The 23,812-nt window shown below is 58.4% G+C and carries 22 protein-coding genes; 15 read left to right on the forward strand and 7 right to left on the reverse strand.

The features are described from left to right. The first annotated feature begins 5 nt into the window (after positions 1-5). From ACK2JC_RS17565 to ACK2JC_RS17585, 5 genes are all read left to right on the forward strand, one after another. Positions 6-419, forward strand: a complete 414-nt coding sequence (locus tag ACK2JC_RS17565; protein ID WP_092370781.1) for a DUF2304 domain-containing protein — start codon at positions 6-8, stop codon at positions 417-419. Continuing rightward, on the forward strand, positions 403-2,181 hold the full coding sequence (locus tag ACK2JC_RS17570; RefSeq protein ID WP_320938133.1) for a DUF2142 domain-containing protein: 1,779 nt from the start codon (positions 403-405) through the stop codon (positions 2,179-2,181). The genes ACK2JC_RS17565 and ACK2JC_RS17570 overlap by 17 nt, the downstream gene beginning before the upstream one ends. Positions 2,182-2,329: 148 nt before the next feature. Further along, positions 2,330-2,884, forward strand: a complete 555-nt coding sequence (rfbC, locus tag ACK2JC_RS17575) for a dTDP-4-dehydrorhamnose 3,5-epimerase (protein ID WP_320938132.1) — start codon at positions 2,330-2,332, stop codon at positions 2,882-2,884. A 120-nt stretch (positions 2,885-3,004) separates the two neighbouring features. Continuing rightward, the gene (locus ACK2JC_RS17580; RefSeq protein ID WP_092370775.1) at positions 3,005-3,820 is read left to right on the forward strand and encodes an ABC transporter permease; all 816 of its coding nucleotides are present in this window, start codon (positions 3,005-3,007) and stop codon (positions 3,818-3,820) included. A 267-nt stretch (positions 3,821-4,087) separates the two neighbouring features. Further along, on the forward strand, positions 4,088-4,687 hold the full coding sequence (locus tag ACK2JC_RS17585; RefSeq protein ID WP_092370772.1) for a M48 family metallopeptidase: 600 nt from the start codon (positions 4,088-4,090) through the stop codon (positions 4,685-4,687). 98 nt (positions 4,688-4,785) lie between these two features. On the opposite strand, the gene ACK2JC_RS17590 is transcribed toward ACK2JC_RS17585, so the two are convergent. Both ACK2JC_RS17590 and ACK2JC_RS17595 read right to left on the reverse strand, forming a co-directional pair. Continuing rightward, the gene (locus tag ACK2JC_RS17590) at positions 4,786-5,400 is read right to left on the reverse strand and encodes a chromate transporter (RefSeq protein ID WP_320938131.1); all 615 of its coding nucleotides are present in this window, start codon (positions 5,398-5,400) and stop codon (positions 4,786-4,788) included. Then, positions 5,397-6,002, reverse strand: a complete 606-nt coding sequence (locus tag ACK2JC_RS17595; protein ID WP_182481703.1) for a chromate transporter — start codon at positions 6,000-6,002, stop codon at positions 5,397-5,399. Before ACK2JC_RS17595 ends, ACK2JC_RS17590 begins: the two co-directional genes overlap by 4 nt. A gap of 179 nt (positions 6,003-6,181) precedes the next feature. Between ACK2JC_RS17595 and ACK2JC_RS17600 the strand changes: the two genes are divergently transcribed. Beyond that, on the forward strand, positions 6,182-7,111 hold the full coding sequence (locus tag ACK2JC_RS17600; RefSeq protein WP_276853739.1) for a LysR family transcriptional regulator: 930 nt from the start codon (positions 6,182-6,184) through the stop codon (positions 7,109-7,111). Here the strand turns inward: ACK2JC_RS17600 and ACK2JC_RS17605 are convergent. The 5 genes from ACK2JC_RS17605 to trxA all read right to left on the reverse strand — a co-directional run bounded on the left by ACK2JC_RS17605 (position 7,074) and on the right by trxA (position 9,480). After that, positions 7,074-7,745: a Crp/Fnr family transcriptional regulator gene (locus ACK2JC_RS17605; RefSeq protein WP_368271178.1), complete on the reverse strand. Its 672-nt coding sequence runs from the start codon at positions 7,743-7,745 to the stop codon at positions 7,074-7,076. The genes ACK2JC_RS17600 and ACK2JC_RS17605 overlap by 38 nt on opposite strands. A 29-nt stretch (positions 7,746-7,774) precedes the next feature. Next, positions 7,775-8,140 (reverse strand): ACT domain-containing protein, encoded by a 366-nt coding sequence (locus ACK2JC_RS17610; RefSeq protein ID WP_320938130.1) that lies wholly within the window; start codon positions 8,138-8,140, stop codon positions 7,775-7,777. Between the two features lie 233 nt (positions 8,141-8,373). Further along, positions 8,374-8,946 carry a 4Fe-4S binding protein gene (locus tag ACK2JC_RS17615; RefSeq protein ID WP_320938129.1) on the reverse strand — a complete coding sequence of 191 codons (573 nt, stop codon included), beginning with the start codon at positions 8,944-8,946 and terminating at the stop codon, positions 8,374-8,376. Further along, the gene (locus tag ACK2JC_RS17620; protein ID WP_107434263.1) at positions 8,943-9,161 is read right to left on the reverse strand and encodes a 4Fe-4S binding protein; all 219 of its coding nucleotides are present in this window, start codon (positions 9,159-9,161) and stop codon (positions 8,943-8,945) included. Before ACK2JC_RS17620 ends, ACK2JC_RS17615 begins: the two co-directional genes overlap by 4 nt. Before the next feature lies 1 nt (position 9,162). After that, positions 9,163-9,480 (reverse strand): thioredoxin, encoded by a 318-nt coding sequence (gene trxA, locus ACK2JC_RS17625; RefSeq protein WP_107434264.1) that lies wholly within the window; start codon positions 9,478-9,480, stop codon positions 9,163-9,165. Between the two features lie 211 nt (positions 9,481-9,691). Between trxA and ACK2JC_RS17630 the strand changes: the two genes are divergently transcribed. From ACK2JC_RS17630 to ACK2JC_RS17670, 9 genes are all read left to right on the forward strand, one after another. After that, positions 9,692-11,239, forward strand: coding sequence for an ABC transporter ATP-binding protein (locus ACK2JC_RS17630; protein WP_368271177.1), 1,548 nt, complete (start codon positions 9,692-9,694; stop codon positions 11,237-11,239). 50 nt (positions 11,240-11,289) lie between these two features. Next, positions 11,290-15,180 (forward strand): glycosyltransferase, encoded by a 3,891-nt coding sequence (locus ACK2JC_RS17635; protein WP_368271176.1) that lies wholly within the window; start codon positions 11,290-11,292, stop codon positions 15,178-15,180. 293 nt (positions 15,181-15,473) lie between these two features. After that, complete coding sequence (locus ACK2JC_RS17640; RefSeq protein WP_320938126.1) at positions 15,474-16,181, forward strand: nucleotidyltransferase family protein; 708 nt, start codon at positions 15,474-15,476, stop codon at positions 16,179-16,181. Positions 16,182-16,256: 75 nt separating this feature from the next. Further along, entirely contained in the window at positions 16,257-17,327 is a 1,071-nt protein-coding gene (locus ACK2JC_RS17645; RefSeq protein WP_092368394.1) for a GHMP kinase, read from the forward strand. An 88-nt stretch (positions 17,328-17,415) separates the two neighbouring features. Beyond that, positions 17,416-18,006 carry an HAD family hydrolase gene (locus ACK2JC_RS17650; protein ID WP_320938125.1) on the forward strand — a complete coding sequence of 197 codons (591 nt, stop codon included), beginning with the start codon at positions 17,416-17,418 and terminating at the stop codon, positions 18,004-18,006. A 13-nt stretch (positions 18,007-18,019) separates the two neighbouring features. Then, entirely contained in the window at positions 18,020-18,658 is a 639-nt protein-coding gene (locus ACK2JC_RS17655; RefSeq protein WP_320938124.1) for an SIS domain-containing protein, read from the forward strand. 13 nt (positions 18,659-18,671) lie between these two features. Beyond that, positions 18,672-19,457: a glycosyltransferase family 2 protein gene (locus tag ACK2JC_RS17660; protein ID WP_368271175.1), complete on the forward strand. Its 786-nt coding sequence runs from the start codon at positions 18,672-18,674 to the stop codon at positions 19,455-19,457. Positions 19,458-19,471: 14 nt separating this feature from the next. Beyond that, the gene (locus ACK2JC_RS17665) at positions 19,472-21,859 is read left to right on the forward strand and encodes a hypothetical protein (protein WP_320938122.1); all 2,388 of its coding nucleotides are present in this window, start codon (positions 19,472-19,474) and stop codon (positions 21,857-21,859) included. Positions 21,860-21,914: 55 nt separating this feature from the next. After that, positions 21,915-23,774, forward strand: a complete 1,860-nt coding sequence (locus ACK2JC_RS17670) for a hypothetical protein (RefSeq protein ID WP_368271174.1) — start codon at positions 21,915-21,917, stop codon at positions 23,772-23,774. Positions 23,775-23,812: the final 38 nt, after the last annotated feature.

The following is a 23,812-nucleotide window of genomic DNA, read 5'->3' on the forward strand; positions in this document are numbered from 1 at the left end:
TTCCTATGATGCAACCGATGTTCCGAGTGATTTTGATCATTGTATCCCTGGCCACCATGGCGTACATGATGCGCAAGATCCGCCAGGCCAAGGTTCAGATCGAGGCAGCCATGTTCTGGGTGATGCTGGCCCTGCTGCTGGTGGTATTTGCAATCTGTCCGCCGGTGGCCAACATCTGCGCCAGACTGCTGGGCATCTACTCCACCCCCAACTTCCTGTTTCTGTTCACCATTTTCCTGCTCATGGCAAAGGTGTTCAGCATGACCATCCATCTGTCGCAGATCGAGAGCAAACAGAAGGAGCTGATCCAGAAAATGGCGTTGGACCAGAAGGAGAAGGAGGAGCTGGAGCTGAAGGTACAGGAGCTGATGGACGGGAAAGACAGAGCGGCCGAGGTGGAAGATGAGTGCGAACGATAAAAAATTACAACTGAGGACTCCGGGGCTGCGCCTTCTGGCCGCCTGCGCGCTGGCGGTGGCCGTTCTGGGACTCTGGCATGGGTTGGATGTGCGGGACGGCATCGCCAGGACCGGGAACCGCTTCCTGTACGGCTGGTACGGGGCGGCGTTTGTCTGGGGCATGGGGCTTCTGGCCGCGTCGGGCTGGCTGCTCCTGATCCGGAGGCAGTGGAGCCTGGAGCGGGTGTTCGTGGTCTGCAGCCTCGCCCTGGGGGTGTTGTTCGCGGCCGTGCTGCCGCCGCTGTCCGCGCCCGATGAGGTGGCCCACTATATTTCCGCCTACCAGGTGTCCAACCGCCTGATGGGGAAAACAGCAGCAGATGAGGACGGGCGGGTGCTCATCCGGGCGCAGGACGCCTGGGTGGAGGACCTGGAGGACGTTCTGGCCGACGACGGAAGCGGCCGGACATCGGACCGGGACTCCGCGGTGTTGGGGCAGATGATGACGCAGTATACCTATGGGGAGATTCGCGGCGGGGGGCCGGGAGGCGGAGAGGCTGCTGTGGCTCCGGGCGGAGGAATGGCTGAGGCGGCGGGCGGCGGAGAGGCTGCTGCGGCTCCGGATGGAGGAATGGCTGAGGCTGTGGGCGGCGGAGAGGCTGAGGCGGCTCCGGGCGGCGGGAAATCCGCCGCGGTTTCCGGGGATGGCGTGGCCGTCTCCTACCAGCCCGCCGTGCACACCACGCCCTTGGCGTATGCGCCGCAGGCAGTGGGAATTACGCTGGCAAGGGCGCTGGGCCTTGGCAGCATCGGGCTGCTGTTTCTGGGACGTCTGTTTAACCTGCTGTTTTACACCGGAATGGGTTATCTGACCATGAGGCGGATGCCCTTTGGGAAAGAGGTGGTGTTCGGGGGTGGGCTGCTGCCGATGACGCTGAACCTGGTCTCCTCCATGTCCTACGATGTGATGATTCTGGCCATGACCGCCTACTTTACCGCGGTGTGCCTGGACCTGGCGTACCGGGCGGAGCGGGTGCGGCTCTTGGACGTGGCGGTTCTGGCTCTGGTGATGGCGGTCATGGGGCCCTGCAAGATGGTTTACGGCGTGATCGCCGGGCTGTGCCTGCTGATCCCGGTGAAAAAATTCGGCGGCTGGGGCCGGTGGCTGGCGGCCGCTGCCGCGGTGTTGGGCGCATTTGCGCTGGCTATGCTGGTGGTGAACAGCCAGACCGTGGCGCTGTATACCGGGATCCAGGATCGTCATGTGATCTGGGCCGACGAGCCGGGATATTCCTTTGCGCAGCTGATCCACAGCCCGCTCCTGGTGCTGAAAATGTGTTACAGCACCCTGGTCTGGCAGGGTGGGGAGCTGTTCTCCGGTATGATCGGCGGCAGCCTGGGCAACATGGACCCGGTGCTGAACACGCCCTATATCATTGTGCTGGGACTGGCCTTTACTCTGCTCATGCTGGCCCTGCGGAAGCCCGGGGAATCCTTAAAAATCTCAGGCGGGCAGCGGGTCTGGATCTGGGTGATCTGCCTGATCTGCCTGGGAGCGCTGATGTTTTCCATGCTGCTGGCCTGGACGCCGGTGAGCGCCAGCTTCATCCGGGGAGTGCAGGGCCGGTATCTCCTGCCGCTGCTGCCCATATTCGCGCTCTCCCTGAAAAATGACCGGCTGGTGCGCACGGACTGCGACGACCGCAAGCTGCTGTTTGGCATGATCTGCATGGATGTGTATGTGATTCTGCGGATTTTCAGCGTGGTGTGCTTGCGGGTGTGATGGGGCGGGCAGAAAACTCCCGCCCTGGGTATTGTCAGCAACGCCGGAATGTGATAGAATTGCCAGATGTGCAGCGGCCATCGCTGCAAAAAATTTACATAAAATGGAAGGGCCTTTGAACCTTCTGAACATAAAGGAGCATTGAATTATGGGAAAGATAAAAGTGACGCCCTGTCCCATCGAGGGGCTGTATGTGATTGAACCGACTGTGTTTAAGGATGAGCGCGGATATTTTGTGGAGACCTACAACCAGAATGATTTCCGGGAGGCGGGCCTCAATATGGTGTTTGTGCAGGACAACCAGTCCATGTCCGTGAAGGGCGTGCTGCGGGGGCTTCATTTCCAGAAGCAGTATCCCCAGGGTAAGCTGGTGCGCGCCATCCGCGGCACGGTGTTCGACGTGGCGGTGGACCTGCGCTCCGATTCCGGGACCTACGGGAAATGGTTCGGCGTGACACTGTCCGCTGAGAACAAGAAGCAGTTCTATATCCCGGAAGGTTTTGCACATGGTTTCCTGGTGCTCTCCGACGAGGCGGAATTTGCGTACAAGTGCACGGATTTCTACCATCCGGGTGACGAGGGCGGCCTGCTGTGGAGCGATCCCGAGATTGGCGTGGAGTGGCCCATTGAGGAGGGAATGGAACTGATCATTTCCGAGAAGGATCAGAAGTGGAGCGGCCTTAAGGATACGTTCAAGTTCTGACGGAGAACCGGCCGCCGGAGCGGTCTTGGGACGGCAGCTGCGGACCCGGTAAACGGCCCGGCAGATTCTACGGTCTGCCGCCTGGCGGCTTTTACGCACAAGAAAAGGAATTAAACGCATATGAAGTATGTCATCTCTCTGGTGAAAGAGATTGTAAAAAAACGGAAAATGATTCTGGACCTGGCGCTGGCGGATTTCCGCAAGCGGTTTGTGGGCTCGTATTTCGGGATTGTCTGGATGTTTCTGCAGCCCCTGGTGACCGTGCTGATCTACTGGTTCATTTTCGGCGAGTACGGCATGAAGACGGTGCCCCCTGTCCCCAACGCCACCTATGTGGTGTGGCTGGTTCCTGGTCTGGTGCCCTGGTTCTTTTACAGCGAGGCGCTGAACTCCATCACGGGCTGCCTTCAGGAGTACAGCTACCTGGTGAAGAAGGTGGTGTTTAAGGTGGAGATGCTGCCTGTCATCAAGCTGCTTTCCTGCCTGCTGGTGCACTTCTTTTTTGTGCTGATCATGCTGGCGCTGTACGCGGCGTACCGGCAGCCGGTGTTCGCCACCTGGATTCAGATTCTGTACTACACCTTTGCGGCGGCCATGCTGGCCCTGGCCTTCGGGTATTTTACCAGCGCGGTGAACGTATTTTTCAAGGACATGGCCAATATTGTGGGAATCTGCCTGCAGTTCGGCATATGGATGACACCGATTATGTACGACGAGGCCATTTTCACCAGCCGGAATCCCTGGATCGGCACTGTGCTCAAGCTGAACCCGTTTTACTATATTGTGGCGGGCTACCGCGACAGCATGCTCACGGGCGACTGGTTCTGGAGGCGTCCCACCATGACCCTGTACTTCTGGGGAGTGACCATTGTGGTGATGCTGGTGGGTTTACGGATGTTTAAACGGCTTCGGCCGCATTTTTCAGACGTCCTCTGACGCGGCTGCGGCAGGGATGGACGGGGTATAGCGAGAGCGGGCGACCGTTCCGGCCGGGGCAGGGATGCCGGGCCGGAGCGGTTGTTTGCATTGCGGAGGGCGGTTAAACGGCGGGGGCGGGCAGCAGCCGGTGACCGGTACCGGTTTACCGGATTGTCCGGCCGGAGAAAACACCGGGCCGGGGGATGGAGCGCCGGGCCCAAGCGCCGGGATATCCGCTATAATGCAATAGATGGGGGAAATAAACGGGAAAGGAGGCCGGAGGCTGTGATAAAACAGATATGTCTGAGCTGGAGCGATGGCCGGGAGGAGGGTGCGATTCAGGTGGAAGTGGTTTACTCCGCCCGCAGGACTCTGGGGCTGGAGGTAAAAGCCGACGGTTCGGTGCTGGCCAGAGTTCCCAGGCGTATGCCGGATCAGGCGGTGAAAGAGTTTGTGGAGGAGCGCCGGGAGTGGATTGTGGAGAAATGGTTCCTCATGCAGGACAGGCGGCGGGCTGAGGAGGAGCGCGGGCCCCGGGACTACGAGGGGGACCCGGCTCTGGAACGGTGGTACCGGGAACAGGCGCGCAAGCGGATCGCCTGGCGCACCGCCTATTTCGCCCGCCGCATGGGCGTGACCTACGGCCGTATCTCCATCCGGGCGGCCAAAACCAGGTGGGGCAGCTGCAGCGCCGAGGGAAATTTGAATTTCCATTGGAAACTGATTTTAATGCCGCCGGAAATCCTGGATTACGTGGTGGTGCACGAGCTGGCCCACCGGAAGGAGATGAACCACTCCGACCGCTTCTGGGCGGAGGTGGAGCGGGTATTGCCGGATTACCGGCAGAGGAGGGCTTGGCTTAAGGAGCACGGCCGGGAGGCGTGAGGGCCGGGAGGTAGTGGCGGGAGGTGCGTGGGCCGGGAGGTAATGGCGGGAGGTACGTGGGCCGGCGGCTACAGGAGGCGGGCCAGGTATCCCTACGTCTACGCAATACCCGGCAGCGCCCGCATCGCCAGCTGGTAAGCCACTTCCACCACGCCGGACAGAAGCATCACCTGGATGGGATTGCGTTTGAAGCGCACCAGCAGCACCATGGCGCCCAGGAAAATGAGGAAGGCGCGCAGGTTGGCGGACCGGAGCGCTGTTCCCAGAATCTGGGACAGGGAGCCGGAAACGGTGATTGCCTGGGGCCAGAGGGCCGTGACCAGGATGCTCACGCCCGCGGAGGCGATCATGGCGATCACGGCAGGGCGCAGGGCGGTGAGGACCTGCTGGATCAGCGTGAGGTTGCGGTACTTCAGATAGGCCCAGGCCAGCAGGGAAACCAGCAGGCAGGAGGGAAGCACGCAGCCCACGGTGGCGGCGACCGCTCCCCCAAAGCCAGCGATTCTGGTGCCCACGAAGGTGGCGGAGTTGATGGCGATGGGCCCCGGGGTCATCTGGGAGATGGTGATCAGGTCCGTGAATTCGGCGGGGGAAAGCCAGCCGTGGAGCGTGACGACCTGCTGCTGGATCAACGGCATTGCGGCGTAGCCGCCGCCGAAGCTTAACGCTCCGATCTGTATAAAGCTGATGAAAAGCTGAAGGTAAATGTTCATTTGTTCTCAGCACCTCCTTTTTTGCGGGTCAAAAGACCGAGAACGGCGCAGGCGAGAATAATCAGGGCTGCGTTGACGTTAAATACATAGCTGGCAACGAACGCGATCACCAGCACGACCATGGAACTCCAACTGCGCTGCTTCACCAGGCCCTGAGTCATTTCCAGCACCACCTGGGCGATCACCGCGGCCACGCCGGACTGCATGCCGTTTAACATCCAGCCCACGTAGGGGTTGCTGCGGAACGCGGTGTAACACAGGGAGATCAGGGAGAGGATGGTGAAGGGAGGAATCACGGTGGCTAACACCGAGATGATCAGCCCGGGAACCCGCGCCAGCTGGTAGCCCACCACAATGGCTCCGTTTACCGCGATGGGCCCGGGGCAGGACTGGGCGATGGCTACCAGATCCAGCATTTCCTGATCGTCGATCCAGTGGTACTGGTCCACAAATTTTTTCTTCATCAGCGTGACGATCACATAGCCGCCGCCGAAGGTAAAAGTGCTGAGGTAGAGGTTGGAAATAAACAATTTTAACAATATCTTTTTTCGGCTCTCGTTCTCATGAGGCCGGATGGCTTCCTGGGCTGTCATAGAAATCATCTCCGTTTTCCTTCCCTGTTCGGGATATTTATTCCACTGCATGATCCGGCAACCGGCGCGCCGCAAGGGCAGACGGAGCCTTATCGCTGTATCTACTATAGAACTTGTAAATCCATATGTAAAATAGTATAATTTTATAATATATATAATGAATTCGATATGAATTGGAGGAAATGAATGTGACGCTGCGGCATCTGAGGATTTTTCTGACTGTGTGCGAGGCCGGAAGCATGACCGGGGCGGCGAACCGGCTGTTTACGGCCCAGCCGTCGGTCAGCCTGGCAATCCGGGAAATGGAGGAATACTATGGCGTTAAGCTGTTTGACCGCATCTCCAAGAAGCTGTTTCTGACAGAGGCGGGGCACCAGGTGCTGGAATACGCCAGGCACATTATCGCGTTGTTCGACGAGATGGAGCAGGAGGTGCGCAACCCGGACATGAGCGGAACGCTGCGGGTGGGCACCAGCATCACTGTTGGTACGTTTCTGCTGCCCGGATATGTGAAGGAGCTGACCCGCCTTTATCCGGAGCTGCGGGTGGAGGCCAGAATTGAGAATTCCAACAACATCGAGAAGTGCGTTCTCTCCAATGAGATCGATCTCGGCGTGATCGAGGGCATCGCCCACAGCCGCTACATCAACAGCGAGAGCTTTCACGGGGACAGACTGGCCTTTGTCTGCCCGCCGGGACACCGGTTTGCCGGGAAACAGGGCGTGAAGCTGGGGGATCTGCAGAGCGAGAGCTTTATTCTGCGGGAGAAGGGCAGCGCCGGGCGGGAGATTTTCGACGGCCTGGCGGCCGCCCATGAGCTGGATATCCGCATCGCCTGGCAGAGCACCAGCAACCAGGCCATCATCCACGGGGTGGCGGCCGGTTTCGGGCTTTCCGTTCTTCCGGCCTCCCTGGCCGCAGAGGGGGTGGAGCGCGGGAGTATCGCAGAATTTACGGTAGAGGGATTATCCATGGAACGGAAATTCTGCGTTATCTACCATAAAAACAAATTCCTGGCCCGGGGGGCCAGGGAATTGATCCGTCTGTTTAAAGAGGGCGGGGAGGAAAAGCCCGCCGCCCCTACGCGGTCAGAGCCTTTAAACGTGGAATATCGGTGATGGTCACCGTGCCGCGGGAGAGGGACACCAGCCCTTCCTTCTCAAAATATTTCAACATGCGGGAGACCACTTCCCGGGCGCTGCCCAGATTTTTGGCGATCTGGTCGTGGGTGGCGGTGATGGCGGTGGAGCCGCTTCGGCGGCGCTCATCCTCCAGGTAGGAGGCCAGGCGCTTGTCAAAGCTGGAAAACAGAATCTGGCTGATGGCCCACATCACGTCGGAGAAGCGCTCGGCCGTCTGTTTGTAGATGAAATTTTCCACGTAGATATTGGTTTCCATAAAACGGTGGACGCAGCCGGCCCGGGTGATCAGCACCTGACTTGGCTCCGCGGCCTCCACATAGATGTCGAAGGTGATTTCCGACATGACGCAGGAGGCGGAGAGCGTGCAGAGTTCTCCCGGTCCTACCCGGAACAGGGTCACCTCCCGTCCCTCGTCGGACTGGATGTAGATGCGCAGCTCGCCGGAGAGCACCAGCAGAACTCCCAGGCACTCGTCGCAGTCGCTGCGCACAAAGCTGCCCTTTTCATAACCGCGGATCATGGAGCAGGCCACAAAGGCATGCTGCTCATCCGCTTTTAAATGTTCCCAGAACGGGTAGTGCTCCGCTAAAATAGATGGGATTTCCGTCATGCTGAAATTACCTCCTTATGGTTGGAAAATCAATGGATCCGGCAGCCGCTCTGCTCCAAAAGCGCCAGCGCCCGGCCGAAATCCGATTCCTTTATCAGAATGTAGTCGGTATTGTAGGTGGAGACGGCAAAGAGGCTGATTTTGCCCTCCGCCAGTATTCCGGAGATTTGAGCCAGTATGCCCACCAGGGAGAAATCCAGCACGCCCTGCACGCGAAACGCCCGCCATCCGTCCTCGCGGACCAGCGTGTTTGCCGGAACCCGGCCGGTGGGACAGACCAGGGAAATCTCTTCGTCGGTTCTGCTGAGAAAACACCAGGGCGTGTTTGGATCGACGCCGGAGCAGTCCTCCAGCTTGCAGACCGTGAAGTTCTCATCGATAACATGTAATTCCATATGATATGCTCCTTGCTGGGGAAAATTGTCATTTGCTTTGCACGACCGGCTGACAACCGTAAATTATCCGTTAAAACTATTATAAGGGCGGGGGCTGCGAAATGCAAGGCTGCCCGGAAAAACCCAGACAGGGCGGCGGCAATTCCATAATCGGAACAGCCGCCGCCCTGTCTGGGTTGCATGTATGATTTAGAAGAAGTTAGAAAAAGGTTGGCAAAATACAAAGGCCGCCGCTAATCGCGGGCCTTGGCCTTGCAGATCATCTGGGTCATGGTGCCCATGGGGCAGTAGACGCACCAGGAACGGGGCTTGAACAGCACCATGGTGATCAGCCCCAGGATCGTGGAGGTGAGCATCACGCTGTAAAAGCCAAAGGCAAACTGAGAAACCCACAGGGGGAGTCCAGTAATGTGGTAGGCCTGATGCCAGGGCAGGAGGAAGGTCCACAGCAGCGTCACCACCTGGCGCAGATCCCGGGCGCCCTTAAAGACCAGCGCGGTGTTGAAAAGCATCTGCCCGAACATGACCATAAAAAAGGCCAGGAATCCGTAGCGGAATCCCTTGGAGCTGAGCCATGCGGGGGCAGGACGGCAGCCGGACAGATGAAATTTGCGGCCCAGCAGAGCAAAGAGCTGGCCACGGCCACAGTAGGTGTGGCAGTAAGCCTTGCTCCCGGTCACCAGGGAGATGACGATGGGGACAATAAAACAGATCAGTCCCAGCCAGGCGAACAAAATGTTAAAAAATCCCAAAATCAGGTAAGTAAGGGAGGCGATCCAGAGGTAGTCGGACCATTTTTTCTTCATGCCATACCTCCCTCTGCCGCCTCTCGGACGTTCATGGAAATAATGCAGGCCGGGCATTCCTTCTCACATTTGCCGCAGCCCACGCATAAGGCCGGATCCACCGACGCGTAATATCCGTTTGAAATACAGATGGCGCGGCGGGGGCAGACCTTCACGCAGCAGCCGCAGGCGACGCATCGCGCCGTGTCGACTGCCGCCAGACGTTTAGGCGCCATATCAGCCCAAACGCTCCAGCATGGATTCCAACTGTTTGCGGCTGATTACACCGCTGTTCTGGAACACCAGCTTACCGTCTTTAAAGAAGAGAAGGGTGGGGACGGTCATGATTTTATACTGGTTGGCCAGCTCCATTTCCTCATCGATGTCTACTTTGTAGAACTGTACATTGGTCAATTCTTCGGCTGCTTTTTCCAGAACCGGCGCCAGCATTTTGCAGGGGCCGCACCAGGTGGCGAAGAAGTCCACCACTACAACGTGATCTGCGGAATTTGTCTTTTCGTTAAAATTTGCTTTGCTTAAATGTTCGAGTGTCATATGTTTATCCCTCCGAATGTGTTGGTTGTTTGATTTGTTGAGTTAAGGATACCACATGAAAAGAGGGATTTCTGTGATTAAGTCACGCACAGTTTTCAATACCCTTAACATTTCTTTAAATCAAAGGAATGGGGTATAAAAAGTTGGCGAGATATGCTATACTTATGCCTAAAGTGGGGAAATATGCAGAAATGAGATAACGGAGAACACTATGTCGGATTCGAAACAACAGGCGGAGTATGCCATTTCCGTCAAAGATGTGACAAAAGTTTATAAATTATATGAGAAGCCCATCGACCGCCTGAAAGAGTCGGTCAGCCCGACCCATAAGAATTACCACCGCGATTTCTACGCGCTGAACGGGCTGTCCTTCAATGTGAAAAAGGGCGAAACGGTGGGCATTATCGGGACCAACGGTTCCGGAAAATCCACGATCTTAAAGATTATCACCGGCGTGCTCACGCCGAGTACGGGCCAGGTTCAGGTGAACGGAAAGATTTCCGCCCTGCTGGAGCTGGGCGCCGGTTTCAACATGGATTACACGGGAATTGAAAATATATACATGAACGGCACCATGATGGGCTACACGAAAAAAGAGATGGAGGCGAAGCTGGACGACATTCTGGACTTTGCGGAGATCGGGGATTTCGTGTACCAGCCGGTCAAGACTTACTCCAGCGGTATGTTTGTACGGCTGGCTTTTGCGCTGGCCATCAATGTGGAGCCGGAGATTCTGATCGTGGACGAGGCCCTGTCCGTGGGCGACGTATTTTTCCAGTCCAAATGCTATCGCAGGATGGAGGAGATCCGTCAGAGCGGAACCACGATCCTGATGGTGACCCACGATATGGGCAGTATCATCAAATACTGCGATAAGGTGGTGCTGCTGCACAAGGGCGAGTTCATTTCCCAGGGTACCCCGGGGCACATGGTGGACTTGTACAAGAAAATCCTGGCTGGTCAGATGGATTCCCTGCGGGCCCAGCTGGAGCAGGAGCGCCGGGAGGAGGAACTGCGGGGAGCGGAAGGACGGGACGGCGCGGAAGCCGGGATGAGCCAAGGCGGCGGTCCAGACCGGGGTACCGGGATGGGCCAAGGCGGCGAGTCAGCCGGGCTGTCTCCGGACGGTGCGGGTTCCCATTCGTCCCAGCCCGGCACAGGCGGAGCTGCCGTCACGCCCGGCGGCGATCCGGATGCGCAGATGTCGGACTTTTCCGGCGGTATGGATCTGTCCGGCGGCGGGAAGCCTCTTCTTATGAAGGATCAGCTCACCATCAATTACGACCGCACCGAGTACGGGGACGGCAGGGCTGAGATTTACGATCTTGGGCTGTTGGACGAGCGGGGCAATATTACCAATCTGCTGTTAAAAGGGGAAATGTTCACCATCCGGGAGCGCATCCGCTTTAACGCGGAGATTCAGGCCCCTATTTTCACCTTCACCATCAAGGACAAGATGGGCACGGAGCTGACGGGCACCAACACCATGTTCGAGGGAGCGGATATCAAGCCGGTGAAGCCCGGCGACGCCTACACCGTGGAGTTTACTCAGAAAATGACGCTTCAGGGCGGCGAGTATCTGCTGAGCATGAGCTGCACCGGATTTGAGCACGGGGAGCATGTGGTGTACCACCGGCTTTACAATATCACCAATGTCACCGTGATCTCCAACAAGAACACGGTGGGCGTCTACGACATGGAATCCCAGGTGAAGGCTGTGAAGGAACCCTACCGGGCGCAGCCCGAACCCACGAAGTAGGCTGTGGGGCAAATTGGCGAACTGCTTTCGCGAGAATAAGAGGAATACCGATGAAAGATGTCAGTTACGAAATTTTAGATTTATTTGAAACGTATGGGAGCGATCCGGAGGGGATCCGCCGTGCGCTGGCGGCGGAAAAACGGCCGGAGTATCTCTACGCGCTCTCCGATATCCGCCAGAATCTCCTGGAGTGGTATCCGTTTGACGGCACGGAGCAGGTGCTGGAGATCGGCTCCGGCTATGGAGCCCTGACCGGCCTGCTGGCAAAGCGCGCCGCCCATGTGACGGTTCTGGATGAGAGCGACGAGAATCTGGAGGTGAACCGCAGGAGAAACGCCGGGTGTGCCAATATTTCCTACGGGCTGGAAGATCCGTCCCGGAAATTTGACCTGGTGGTGATCTGCGGCGTGAAAAAGGGGACTTCGGCCCCGGCGGCCGTGGAGCGGGGCTGCTCCTTCCTGGCGGAGGAGGGCTCGCTCATTCTGGCCTGCGAGAACAGCCTGGGACTGCGCTATCTGGCGGGCGGCTCCCACGGGGAGGACCAGGCGGATTTCACCCGTTCCCAGGTGGCCGGGGCGTTTGCGGACCGTGGATTTAAGGAAGTGGAGTTCTACTATCCAACGCCGGATTACCGGCTTGCGGTGTCGATCTATTCCGACCGTTACCTTCCGGGTAAGGGAGAGCTGGCGGACGGGCCGGCCTACGATGAACCGCGTTATAGCTGTGTGAATCAGGAGGCGGTCTTTGACCTTCTGGAGCAGGAGGGGGACTTCGGCCGTTTTTCCAACTCCTTCCTGGTGGCGGCGTCGAAAAAGGCGTGGGAGAGCAGAACCATTTTCGTCAAGTATAACCGCACCCGGCGGGAGGCATTTGCCATCCGCACCTCCATCGGGGAGGAAAATGGACGGCGCTATGTGGAAAAAACGGCGCTGGACGACGCCGGGAGCTGGCACATCCTCTCGTTTGAGAAAAAGTACGCCCAGCTTCAGGCGCTGTGCCCCAATATCCACATTTTAAAGCCGGAAATGGGTGGGGACGGCAGGTCCGTACGCTTTGAATTCCTGACCGGAGTGACGCTGGCGGAGAAGCTGGGGCGTCAGATTTCGGACGGCAGGGCGCCGGTGGCGGCGATCCGGGAGGCCATGGACCTGGTATTTGCCGTGCCGGAGGAACAGACCGGTCCCTTCAAGGTGACGCCGGAATTTACCGAGGTTTTTGGGGAGGTTCCTGAGCTGTCTGACCGGGCTTACCGGGCCAGCAACATCGACGGGCTCTTTGAGAATCTCATGGAGGTGGACGGCCGGATTTATTGCCTGGATTACGAGTGGGTGTTCGACTTTCCGGTTCCGGCGGGATTTGTCCAATACCGGAATCTGGCTTATTTCTATTATAAATACCAACGGCAGATGGTTTACGCCTCCCTGGAGGAATTTCTCGGGGAATTCGGTGTGAGCCGTGAGCTGGCGGGCGTCTACGGCGCGATGGAGCGGGCGTTTCAGGCCTATGTCCACGGCGACGGGAACCAGGGGTATCTGGCGAATTACCAACAGAAGGTGACCACGCTGGAGGAGCTGAAAGCGGCGGACGGCGAGCTGTCCAGGGCCAGGGAGCGGATCAACCAGCTTCAGGCCGAGGTGGAGGAGAAAAACCAGCAGATCCGCAAGGAGCAGGAGGTCCAGCGTCTGACCAACAACCATGTGGCCAATCTGGAAGTGATGATCAAGGACCTGCGCCATGAGATCGACGAGCTGGGCAAGCTCGCCACCTACCTAAACGGCCACGAGGCCCTGGTATTCAAGGCCCGCCGGAAGCTGGGGGCCCAGGTGAACAAGGCGTTTCCCAAGGGCACCAGAAAGCGCAAGGTGTTGAATTACTGCTTTAACACGGTCAAGCACCCCTGCCGTTACGGAAAATTATATCTGACCAGCGAAGGGCGCAGGCAGATTGACGGAGATTTCAAGATCGGCGAGGATTATCTGAAATACGGCCGTTTGAAATTTAAAACCTATGATGAGGCGTCCGGGGAAATGCCCCTGGTGTCCATCGTGATCCCGTGCTACAACCAGGTGCATTACACCTACGCATGCCTGCAGTCCATTCTGGAACACACGGGCGACGTCTCCTACGAGGTGATTATTGCGGACGACGTGTCAACGGACGCCACGGCGGAGCTTGACAAGTTCGTGGAAGGGCTGGTGATCCGGCACAATTCCACCAACCAGGGCTTTTTGCGTAACTGTAACCAGGCGGCTCAGGCGGCCCGGGGAAAATACATCATGTTCCTGAACAACGACACCAAGGTGACGCCGGGCTGGCTGTCCTCCCTGGTAAACCTGATCGAATCCGATCCGTCCATCGGCATGGTCGGCTCCAAGCTGGTGTACCCGGACGGCCGTCTCCAGGAGGCGGGCGGAATCATCTGGAGCGACGGTTCCGGCTGGAATTACGGGCGTCTGGACGACCCGGAAAAGGCGGAATACAACTATGTGAAGGATGTGGACTACATTTCCGGGGCGGCGATCCTGCTGTCCGTCTCACTGTGGAAGCAGATCGGTGGTTTCGACGAGCGCTTTGCGCCGGCCTACTGCGAGGATTCGGATCTGGCATTTGAGGTGCGCCGGGCCGGTTACCGGGTGGTGTACCAGCCTCTTTCCAGGGTGATCCATTTTGAGGGAGTTTCCAACGGCACGGATGTGAACGGCACCGGGCTCAAGCGCTATCAGGTGGAAAACAGCCGGAAGCTTAAGGAAAAGTGGGCCGGGGAGTTTAAAAAGCAGTGCGTCAACGACGGCAATCCCAACCCCTTTAGGGCCAGGGAGCGCAGCCAGGGCAAGCCGGTGGTGCTGGTGGTGGACCACTACGTGCCCACCTTTGACCGGGACGCCGGTTCCAAGACCACGTACCAGTATCTGAAAATGTTCCTGAAAAAGGGATATGTGGTGAAGTTCCTGGGGGACAATTTCCTTCACGAGGAACCGTATTCCACCGCATTGCAGCAGATGGGCATCGAGGTGCTTTACGGGGACGAGTACGCGGCGGGAATCTGGGACTGGATCAAGAAAAATGGGGACGAGATCGATTTCGCGTATCTGAACCGGCCCCATATCGCCACCAAATATGTGGATTTTATCAAGGATTACACCAATATCAAGGTGATTTATTACGGCCACGACCTGCATTTCCTGCGCCTGGGCCGGGAGTATGAGCTGACCGGGGATATTAACATCAAGCGGGAGGCGGATTACTGGAAATCCGTGGAGCTGACCATGATGTACAAGGCGGCGGTTTCCTACTATCCGTCCAATGTGGAGGTGGAAGCCATCCACGCCATCGACGCGGGCATCCGGGCCAAGGCCATTACGGCCTACGTGTACGACACCTTCCTGACGGATATTCAGGACGACTTTGCCAAACGGGAGGGGTTATTGTTCGTGGGCGGCTTCGCGCATCCGCCGAATGCGGACGCGGTGCTGTGGTTTGCGCGCGAGGTATTCCCGAAAATCCGGGCGGAGCTGCCCGAGGTGAAATTCTACGTGGTGGGCTCCAAGGTCACGGAGGAGATCAAGGCATTAGCGCAGCCGGACAATGGGATTGTAATCAAGGGCTTTGTCAGCGAGGAAGAGCTGGCCTGTCTGTACGCCACCTGCAAAGTGGTGGTAGTGCCCCTGCGTTACGGAGCCGGGGTCAAGGGCAAGGTAGTGGAAGCCATCTACAACGGAGCCCCCATCGTCACCACCGCCACCGGAGCCGAAGGAATCCCCTTCGTAGACCAGGTATTAAAGATCGCAGACGGAGCCGAAAACTTCGCCGCCGCTACTGTATCTCTATACCGCGATAATACACGCTGCCGCCAGCTCTGTCACAGGACCCAGGATTATATTCGGAAACACTTCAGCCTGGACGGAGCCTGGGAAGTGGTGAAGGGGGACTTTTCGCGATAGCAATGTACGCGCCAGCAATGAGCCGTGCAAAGATACGCTTGTGGGCCGCCTGGCGCGAGCTCGCTCGGGTCAGGCGGCCCGCAAGTGTAGCTTTATGGGGCGAAGCCCGCGACTGAGAAAACGCGCAGCGTTTTCGAAGTTGCCACGGCGGGGTAGTGGGGAGGAAAGCGAGCTCGCTCGAGTCAGGCGGCCCGCAAGTGTAGCTTTATGGGGCGAAGCCGTGGGGCGGAACACAACCCCCCTCACGCCACCCCTCACCCCTCTCATCTCTCAAAATCAGGAGGAATTTCAAAATGCAGGCAATACTTCTCGCCGGAGGCTTAGGCACCCGCCTACGCAGCGTAGTAAGCGACCGTCCCAAGCCCATGGCCCTGATCGAGGGCCGTCCGTTTATGGAATACGTCACCCGTGAGCTGGTCCGCCACGGCATCGCAGACATCATATTCGCCGTAGGCTACAAAGGCTCTATGGTGGAAGAACACTTTGGCGACGGCTCCGCCTACGGCTTCAAAGCCGCCTACGCCTACGAGGAAACCCTTCTGGGCACGGCCGGGGCCATCAAAAACGCCGGCCGGCTGATCACCGAGGACCGCTTCTTCGTATTAAATGCGGATACATTCTACCAGATCGACTACACCCGCCTGACCCGCCTTCGGGACGAGATGAACCTGGACATGGCCCTGGTGCTGCGGGAGGTTCCCGATGTGTCCCGCTATGGGCAGGCGGTGCTGGACGGCGCGGGCCGTCTCACCGGCTTTAACGAAAAGACAACCGAAGCGCGGCCGGGTACCATAAACGGCGGTATTTACCTGATGAAACGCGGATTGCTGGAAGATATCCCGGAGGGCAAGGTGTCCCTGGAGAACGAGATGATCCCACGCTGGCTGGAAACGGGGCGGCCTCTGGGCGGATTCGTCAACGACGGATATTTCATCGACATCGGGATTCCGGAGGCATATTTCCAGTTTCAGGAAGATGTGATCCGGGGAACCGTGCGCTGACGGCTGCGGTTCACGGCAATGATCCCGAGGGGTGGAACCGGCCAATCGGGAATCACTTATTTGGAGGAGAAAGTTATGGTTATCAGAGGAAGAGCGCCGCTGCGCATAAGCTTTGGCGGCGGAGGTACGGATGTGGCCCCGTTTTGCGAGGAGCAGGGCGGAGCGATTATCGGAAGCACCATCAACAAGTACGCTTACTGTTCCATCGTTCCCAGAGACGACGACCAGATCGTGGTCCACTCCCTGGATTTCGATATGACGGTGAAGTACAACACCAACGAAAACTATGTGTACGACGGCAAGCTGGATCTGGTGACGGCGGCCCTCAAGGCAATGGACATCAAGCAGGGTTGCGAAGTTTACCTTCAGTGCGACGCGCCGCCCGGATCGGGCCTTGGAACCTCCTCCACGGTGATGGTGGCCATGCTGACCGCCATGTCCCGCTGGAAAGGCACCATGATGGATGCCTACGCCATGGCGGACCTGGCCTACCAGGTTGAGCGGCTGGACCTTAAGATTGACGGCGGTTATCAGGACCAGTACGCGTCCACCTTCGGCGGCTTCAACTTCATTGAGTTTCACGGCCGCAACAACGTGGTGGTGAATCCCCTGCGCATCAAAAAAGACATTATCCACGAATTGCAGTATAACCTGCTGCTCTGCTACACCGGCAAGGTCCACGTTTCCGCCAACATCATCAAGGACCAGGTGCAAAACTACGAGAAGCAGGATGCGTTCCAGGCCATGTGCGAGGTGAAAGCCCTGGCCTACGCCCTGAAGGACGAATTGCTGAAAGGCAATCTGCACAGCTTCGGAAAGCTTCTGGACTACGGCTGGCAGAGCAAAAAACGCATGAGCACCAAGATTTCCAACCCGCAGATCGACGAGCTCTACGAGGAAGCGCTGAAGGCCGGGGCCATGGGCGGCAAGCTGCTGGGCGCCGGCGGCGGCGGTTTCCTGCTGCTGTACTGCCCCTACAACGTGCGCCACAAGGTGGCGGCGCGCATGGAACAGATGGGCGGCCAGCTGACAGACTGGAATTTCGAGCTGCGGGGCGCTCAGAGCTGGGTGGCCGACGACGACCGCTGGCAGTACAACCAGGTCAAGGTGCATATGCCCAACGGGGAATACCGGTTCGATATTTAGAATCAGCCGTGGAAAGCGGGAGCGGGGCAGTCGCGGCAAGCCGGATGCAAAACTGCCCGCAATCACATCACAGAAGGAGCGCACATCGATGGATAAGGTAGTATTTCTGGACCGGGACGGGACAATCAACGAGGAGGTTCACTACCTCTACCGCCCGGAGGACTTTAAATTCCTGCCCGGCGTTCCGGAGGCCCTGAAAATGCTCACGGATTCCGGTTACAAGCTGGTGGTTGTGACCAACCAGGCCGGGGTTGCCAGGGGATATTACAGCGAGGCGGACGTGGTAAAGCTGCACGGTTATGTCAACCAACTGCTGAAACCGTACGGCACCGGAATTCACGGGTTCTACTACTGTCCCCATCACCCGGAACACGGCAAGGGCCGCTACAAGATGGCCTGCGGCTGCCGCAAGCCTGGCATCGGTTTATTTGAACAGGCGGAAAAGGACTTTTCGGTGGACAAATCCGCTTCCTATATGATCGGGGACAAGCTTCTGGACGTGGAGGCGGGAAAACGTTACGGCGTCACCTCCATTCTGGTGGGAACCGGGTATGGAGCCGGATACCGCCGGCAGGCGGAGGAGGCGGGAACTCTGCCGGAATATGATTATTACGCGGAAACCCTGACGGAAGCGGCCCGGTGGATATTGCAGAGAGACGAGGATATCGCAAAGAGATAGGAGGAACATTCCCATGAGTGAGATGGATTATCTGGAATTACTGATCAAACGTTACCCGGCGCTGTCGCCGGTGCGGGATTCGATTCTGGCGGCATACGAGACCATGAAGGAGTGCTATGAGAACGGCGGAACGCTTCTGGTGGCCGGAAACGGCGGAAGCTGCGCGGACAGCGAGCACATTGTAGGGGAGCTGATGAAGGGATTTGTGAAGCCCCGCCGTGTGTCCGAAGAATTTGCCAGGGCTTTGGCCCAGGCGGACCCCGAACGGGGGCCTGAGCTGGCGGCTAAGCTTCAGGGCGGACTTCCGGCCATCGCGCTGACCGGCCACAACGGCCTGACCACCGCATTTGCCAACGACGTGGACAGCAGCATGGCCTTTGCCCAGCAGTTAAACGGCTACGGCCGGAAGGAGGATGTGTTCCTGGGTATCTCCACCTCGGGAAATTCTGCCAATGTGCTGTACGCCATGGCGGTTGCAAAGGCTAAGGGGATCAGCACCATCGCTCTCACCGGACGGGACGGGGGCGCTATGGGGCGCTCTGCGGACGTGGCGGTCATTGTGCCGGAAACAGAGACCTACATGATTCAGGAGCTGCACCTTCCGGTCTACCACGCCCTGTGCCTGATGCTGGAGGAACATTTTTTCAAATAAGGAGCCAAACCCGATGAAACATAAGCATGTATTTGCCATCTGCGCCTATAAGGACTCGCCATATCTGGAGAGCTGCATCCGCTCTCTGGTGGGGCAGCGCACCAAATCCCCGGTGATTCTCTGCACCTCCACGCCCAGCCCCTACATAGACGGGCTGGCCGGGCGATACGGAATCCCGGTCTTTGTGCGGGACGGGGCCAGCAACATGCGGGACGACTGGAATTTCGCCTACCACATGGCGGACGGGGAGCTGGTGACCATCGCCCATCAGGACGACGTGTACCACAAGGATTATGTCACGGAGCTGCTGAGAGCTTACAGGCGTTACCCGGATATGACCATGTTCACATCGGACTATGTGATCGTGAAAAACGGCGCGCTGATCACCGGGGACAAAATGCTCCTGGTGAAGCGCCTGCTGCGCCTGCCCCTGCGTTTCCCGGCTCTGAATGACCGGGGCTGGGTGAAAAAGCTGCCCCTGAGGTTCGGCAACTCCATCTGCTGCCCGGCGTCCACCTACCGGAAAGACCGGTTGGGCGAGCCGCTGTTTTTGGAGGACTACAAGTTTGCCCTGGACTGGGCCAACCTTTTGGCGCTGGCGGAGCGGGACGGGCGCTTCATCTGCGTGGAACGCCCGCTTCTGTACTACCGGGTTCACGACGGCGCTACCACCAAACAGTGCATCGTAAACAACGACCGGGCCCGGGAGGAAGAGGAAATGTTCCGCAGATTCTGGCCAGAGGCGATGGTGAAGCTGCTGATGATACCCTACCGGACCGCTTATGACGAGTACCAATAGTCAGGAAAGGACGCATGAACAGACGGGAAAAATGGATTCTGGCGCTGGCCGGCCTGCTGGTGCTGTTTTTATTAACCATACAGGGGATCGGATTGTGGATTCTGGGGCCCTTTCATCAAATAATTGTGGATCACGCCACCGCGGCCATGCTGGTGGAGACGGCTGCGGTGCTGGTCTGGAATTTCTGGTGGCTCAGCCGCGTGGAACAGCCGGGCCTGCAGATCACCGGCTGCGCGGCGGGACTGGCGGTATTTTCCTGGTGCCACCGGATTCTGGTGCCGCTGGCGGGGACCGCACTTTATGTGGGAGTCCTCCTACTTGCCGGGCGGAATGTGCGAAAGGGAATTTTTGGAAAATCATCTTTGCTTCCCACGGCGGAGCGCCTGGGGCTTGATTTGATCCTGGGCTGTGCGCTCTGGATTGTGATTGTCTGTCTGGTCTCCCTGACCGGCCACGGAGGACTTTGGCTGTGGCGGACCTTGGCAGCGCTTCTGGGGGCCGTGTGCGGTCTGGCTGAGCTGTGGGCCCGGGGACGAGAAAGCTCCCAGATCCCGGACGTCCCAACCGGCGGCCCGTCCGGGTCCTGTCTCCTCCCCGAGAACCGCAAGCAGGCGCTTCTGGCCGCTTTTGCCCTGACCATGGTGATGGTGCAGATCGGCCGCCTGAACCTTTCGCTGGATTACGATTCCCTCCATTACGGCCTGCGATCCGCCTACGTGCTGGACAACGGCAGGGGGATTTTTGAGGATTTGGGGATGGTCAATCTGGTTTACACCTACCCCAAAGGGCTGGAGGTTCTGGCTCTGCCCTTAAACGGCACGCCCACCTACGGTTTTGTGCTCTCCCTGTCCCTATTGGCAACGGTGGGAGTTATGCTTCTGGCGGGCCACATTGCGGGCCGCCGGGCGGGAAAGACTAGGCGCTTCTGGGCCATGGCGATGCTGGGGGCGGTTCCCGGCGTCATGAACATGGCCGCCACCGCCAAAAGCGACAACGTGACCCTTCTGTTCCAGCTGCTGTTTTTCGACTTCGTGTGCTGTGCTCTGGGGGCCGCGGGAGAAAAGCAGGAAAGGGAACAGCCCTGGTTTCTCATGGGACTCTGCACCTATCTGATGACCCTGGTGCTAAAGCCCACGGCCATCGTGTTCTCCACAATTATGGCGGCCGTGTGCCTCTTCTGCCTGGCATGGTGCAGGCGGCTTCGGATCACCATAAAAGGCAGGGAAAAATGGACCCGGCTTCTGTTTCTGCCGCTGCTGCCCGCGGCAGCTGTGGCGGGCCTGTGGTACAGGACCTGGAAAATGACCGGGGTGCCCGTGACGTCCATCTTTGCCGGAATATTTGAGCGCCTGGGCTTTACCGTCCGGCTTCCTTACACCTTTACCGGCGTCATCGGGAATCCCGCCAGTCTGAGTACGGGAGAGAAGCTGACCCGTCTGGCACGGAGAATCTGGGGCATGGCGGTGCTGCCGCTGGGCGAGGACATGGACCATGTGATCATTGCCTGGGGGACCGGGCTGGTCACGCTGCTGGCCTTTCTCTGGGCCTGCTGGTTGGCTGGTTTTGTTCGGACCGGGGGAATGAGGGGGCGGCGGGGATTTGCCGCCGGGAAACACGCGGTCCCCGGCGCTCACGGCTCCGCGGCCCGGCCCTGGGCTTCTGCACAGCCCTTCTGCGAGGCCCTTCTCCTGCCTGTCCTGGGGCTGGCCTGTATTTACAGCGTCTACACCCTCTCCCAGGTGGACGGAAATTATTTCATCCTGTTCTACACGTTGTTAATCACCGGCGTGTCCGGGATCCGGCAGCGCCATGGGAGAAAGACCGATCTGGAGCGCAATCTGTCGGGCCTTCTGGCTCCGCTGGCCGCGGCCGGACTTTTTGCCACCTGCTGTACCAGCTGGGCGGGCGCTGTGGGATTCACGCCGGTTTCCCTGATCCATCCCGGATGGTACGATCACCGGGAAGCGATACAGGAGCGCCAGGCGGAGGCCGGCATATCGGAAATCGTTTCCGCCCTGACACCCAGAAGCCGGGTGGTGGCATTCGGCGAGCATCCCCGGGTGCTGGACCTGCCCTGCAGCGTGCAGAGCTACTACGATATCACCGGCAGCGGCGGGAACGTCTACCTGGTGAAAAAGCTGGACTATTTCAAATGGTATCTGGACATCTCCGGCACCGAGTACATTTTCGTGGAAAAGGGCTATGGGGACCGGCAGAGCCGGGCGGGCGAGATTATCCGCTATATGATTGAGGACAAAAGCCTGACGGATCTGGTGTACGAGGACGGCAATCTGCTGGGGCGCGTCCATCTGGGCGGCCCGGACAGCGATGGAAATCCCTACGACCGCCAGCGGATCGGCCGGGAGTTTGCCGAGAGTTTCTACCAATATATGGGAAAATAGATGGAGCGTTTTACCGGAAACAGACGGGAGATAAGACAGAAGGAGGCGGCTTACATTGGAAAAAAAGCAAACCAGGAAATACACCATCGGCTTCTCGCGCATGGAGAAAAAATACGAGTGGAAGGACCATGTGATTTTCATGGGGCTTCTGCTGGCTCTGGCGGTCTGGGTCAACCGGGGAATCGAGATCAAAGGGCTTTACATGGACGACCTCTATTTCTGGTCCTGCTATGGGGAGCAGAGTTTTCTGGAGTACGTGTTCCCAATGGGCAGCACGCGGTTCCGCTTCCTCTATTACCTGGCGGCCTGGCTGGAGATGGCGGTGGTGCAGAATCACACCGGCCTGTTTGTGCCCATCAACATTCTGCTAAACGCCGCCTTGTCCTGGATGCTCTACGGCATCGGACGCCGCCTTGCCTCCTCCAAGGGCGTTGGTTTTCTCTGCGGCGCCATGTTTCTGATCAGCCGGATGGCCTACTATCAGATCGGCCAGGTATTGGGGCTGATGGAGACCATGGCCCTGTGGATGGCGATTCTCATTCTCTGGTATCTCTACCGCTATTTAAATGAGGAAGGGCAGCAGCGGCGCTATTTCATCGCCTGCGGCCTGTACTTCGGCGTCTGCTTTGTCCATGAGCGCTACATGGCCCTGATCCCCCTCTTTCTGCTGGTGCTTTTGTTCAAACGCTCCAGAAAGCTTTGGGAGTGGCTGGCCCCGGCCATTTCCTTCCTGGCGGTCCAGCTGATCCGCACCCTCACCATCGGCTCCGTCCTTCCCGCGGGAACGGGGGGAACCCAGGTGGCGGACACCTTCAGCATTTCCCGATCGATCCGCTTCGCTTTAAGCCAGGCGGCCTATGTGTTCGGGATCAACGCGGGGCCGGAACATTTAAACGGCCTGCCCTGGTCCGAGAGCCCATGGCTCATTAGGGGGCTGGTGATTCTGGCGGACCTTATGGTGGCCGCGCTGGTGGTTGGATTCCTGATCCGGCTGGTAAAGTCGGTGAAAGAGGAGCGGCAGTCCCTGCTCAAAAATATCGTGCTGTTTCTTGTGTTCATCGCTATGTGCATCGCCAGCTCCAGCGTCACCATCCGGGTGGAAATGCGCTGGGTGTACGTTTCCCTGGCCGCGGCCCTGCTGTTTATGGCCTGGATGTACGGCGTGCTGACCGCGGACGTGAAGAAGGAGCTGTATTTAAAACGCCTGTGGCCCTGGGGCGCGGCCTTCGCCTGCTATGTGCTCCTCATGCTTCCGGTGGAACTGTTCTACCGGGGGTATTATCCCAAATTGTACCTCTGGCCCAACCAGCTGCGGTACAATTCCCTGGCCGAGGAAACCTATGAAAAGTACGGGGATGAACTGTTCGGCAAGACCATCTATATCATCGGCGACAGTTACGAGATGAGCGATTTCACCGCCAATACCTTTTTCAAGGTCTTTGACCCGGAGCGGAAGGCCCAGGGAACCCGGGTGGTGCACATCCGGAGCATCCGGGAGTTCGGCCTGGTGACGGACAACATGCTGGTGCTGCGGGAGGACCCGGAGAACAACGCGTTCCAGGACGTGACGGAGTTCGTGCGGGAGCTGAAGCTCAAGCCGGAGTACGGTTATTACCGGGACGGCTGGATGGACGAGCACGCGGAGATCAGCGTGATGGCCGGTTCCACCGGGAGTATTGATCTGGAAATCATGTACCCGGGGGTGCTCCGGGGAGGAGAGACCATCTCCATCACCCGTGAGGGCTGGCCGCCGGACACCATGGCGGTGCAGTCCAGCGTGATCCGCACCTCGGTTCACGTGGAGCCGTTCCAGACGGTGCGGCTGAGATTCGACTATAACTTCTATATGCAGGACGCCCAGGAACAGCGGGGGGAGGACCGGTTGGCCGCTATTGTGAACATTAGAGCTGATTAGAGGTAGCAGTTTAGACGGCGGGAAAATTGGTGCGGGAA

This window comes from Enterocloster lavalensis (assembly GCF_046603895.1).
Classification (GTDB): domain Bacteria; phylum Bacillota; class Clostridia; order Lachnospirales; family Lachnospiraceae; genus Enterocloster; species Enterocloster lavalensis.

Coding starts and splice junctions, on each gene's coding strand:
- ACK2JC_RS17565 (WP_092370781.1), top strand. CDS start 6: ATGATGCAACCGATGTTCCGAGTGATTTTGATCATTGTATCCCTGGCC.
- ACK2JC_RS17570 (WP_320938133.1), top strand. CDS start 403: ATGAGTGCGAACGATAAAAAATTACAACTGAGGACTCCGGGGCTGCGC.
- rfbC (WP_320938132.1), top strand. CDS start 2,330: ATGGGAAAGATAAAAGTGACGCCCTGTCCCATCGAGGGGCTGTATGTG.
- ACK2JC_RS17580 (WP_092370775.1), top strand. CDS start 3,005: ATGAAGTATGTCATCTCTCTGGTGAAAGAGATTGTAAAAAAACGGAAA.
- ACK2JC_RS17590 (WP_320938131.1), bottom strand. CDS start 5,400: ATGAACATTTACCTTCAGCTTTTCATCAGCTTTATACAGATCGGAGCG.
- ACK2JC_RS17595 (WP_182481703.1), bottom strand. CDS start 6,002: ATGATTTCTATGACAGCCCAGGAAGCCATCCGGCCTCATGAGAACGAG.
- ACK2JC_RS17605 (WP_368271178.1), bottom strand. CDS start 7,745: ATGACGGAAATCCCATCTATTTTAGCGGAGCACTACCCGTTCTGGGAA.
- ACK2JC_RS17610 (WP_320938130.1), bottom strand. CDS start 8,140: ATGGAATTACATGTTATCGATGAGAACTTCACGGTCTGCAAGCTGGAG.
- ACK2JC_RS17615 (WP_320938129.1), bottom strand. CDS start 8,946: ATGAAGAAAAAATGGTCCGACTACCTCTGGATCGCCTCCCTTACTTAC.
- ACK2JC_RS17620 (WP_107434263.1), bottom strand. CDS start 9,161: ATGGCGCCTAAACGTCTGGCGGCAGTCGACACGGCGCGATGCGTCGCC.
- trxA (WP_107434264.1), bottom strand. CDS start 9,480: ATGACACTCGAACATTTAAGCAAAGCAAATTTTAACGAAAAGACAAAT.
- ACK2JC_RS17630 (WP_368271177.1), top strand. CDS start 9,692: ATGTCGGATTCGAAACAACAGGCGGAGTATGCCATTTCCGTCAAAGAT.
- ACK2JC_RS17635 (WP_368271176.1), top strand. CDS start 11,290: ATGAAAGATGTCAGTTACGAAATTTTAGATTTATTTGAAACGTATGGG.
- ACK2JC_RS17640 (WP_320938126.1), top strand. CDS start 15,474: ATGCAGGCAATACTTCTCGCCGGAGGCTTAGGCACCCGCCTACGCAGC.
- ACK2JC_RS17645 (WP_092368394.1), top strand. CDS start 16,257: ATGGTTATCAGAGGAAGAGCGCCGCTGCGCATAAGCTTTGGCGGCGGA.
- ACK2JC_RS17650 (WP_320938125.1), top strand. CDS start 17,416: ATGGATAAGGTAGTATTTCTGGACCGGGACGGGACAATCAACGAGGAG.
- ACK2JC_RS17655 (WP_320938124.1), top strand. CDS start 18,020: ATGAGTGAGATGGATTATCTGGAATTACTGATCAAACGTTACCCGGCG.
- ACK2JC_RS17660 (WP_368271175.1), top strand. CDS start 18,672: ATGAAACATAAGCATGTATTTGCCATCTGCGCCTATAAGGACTCGCCA.
- ACK2JC_RS17665 (WP_320938122.1), top strand. CDS start 19,472: ATGAACAGACGGGAAAAATGGATTCTGGCGCTGGCCGGCCTGCTGGTG.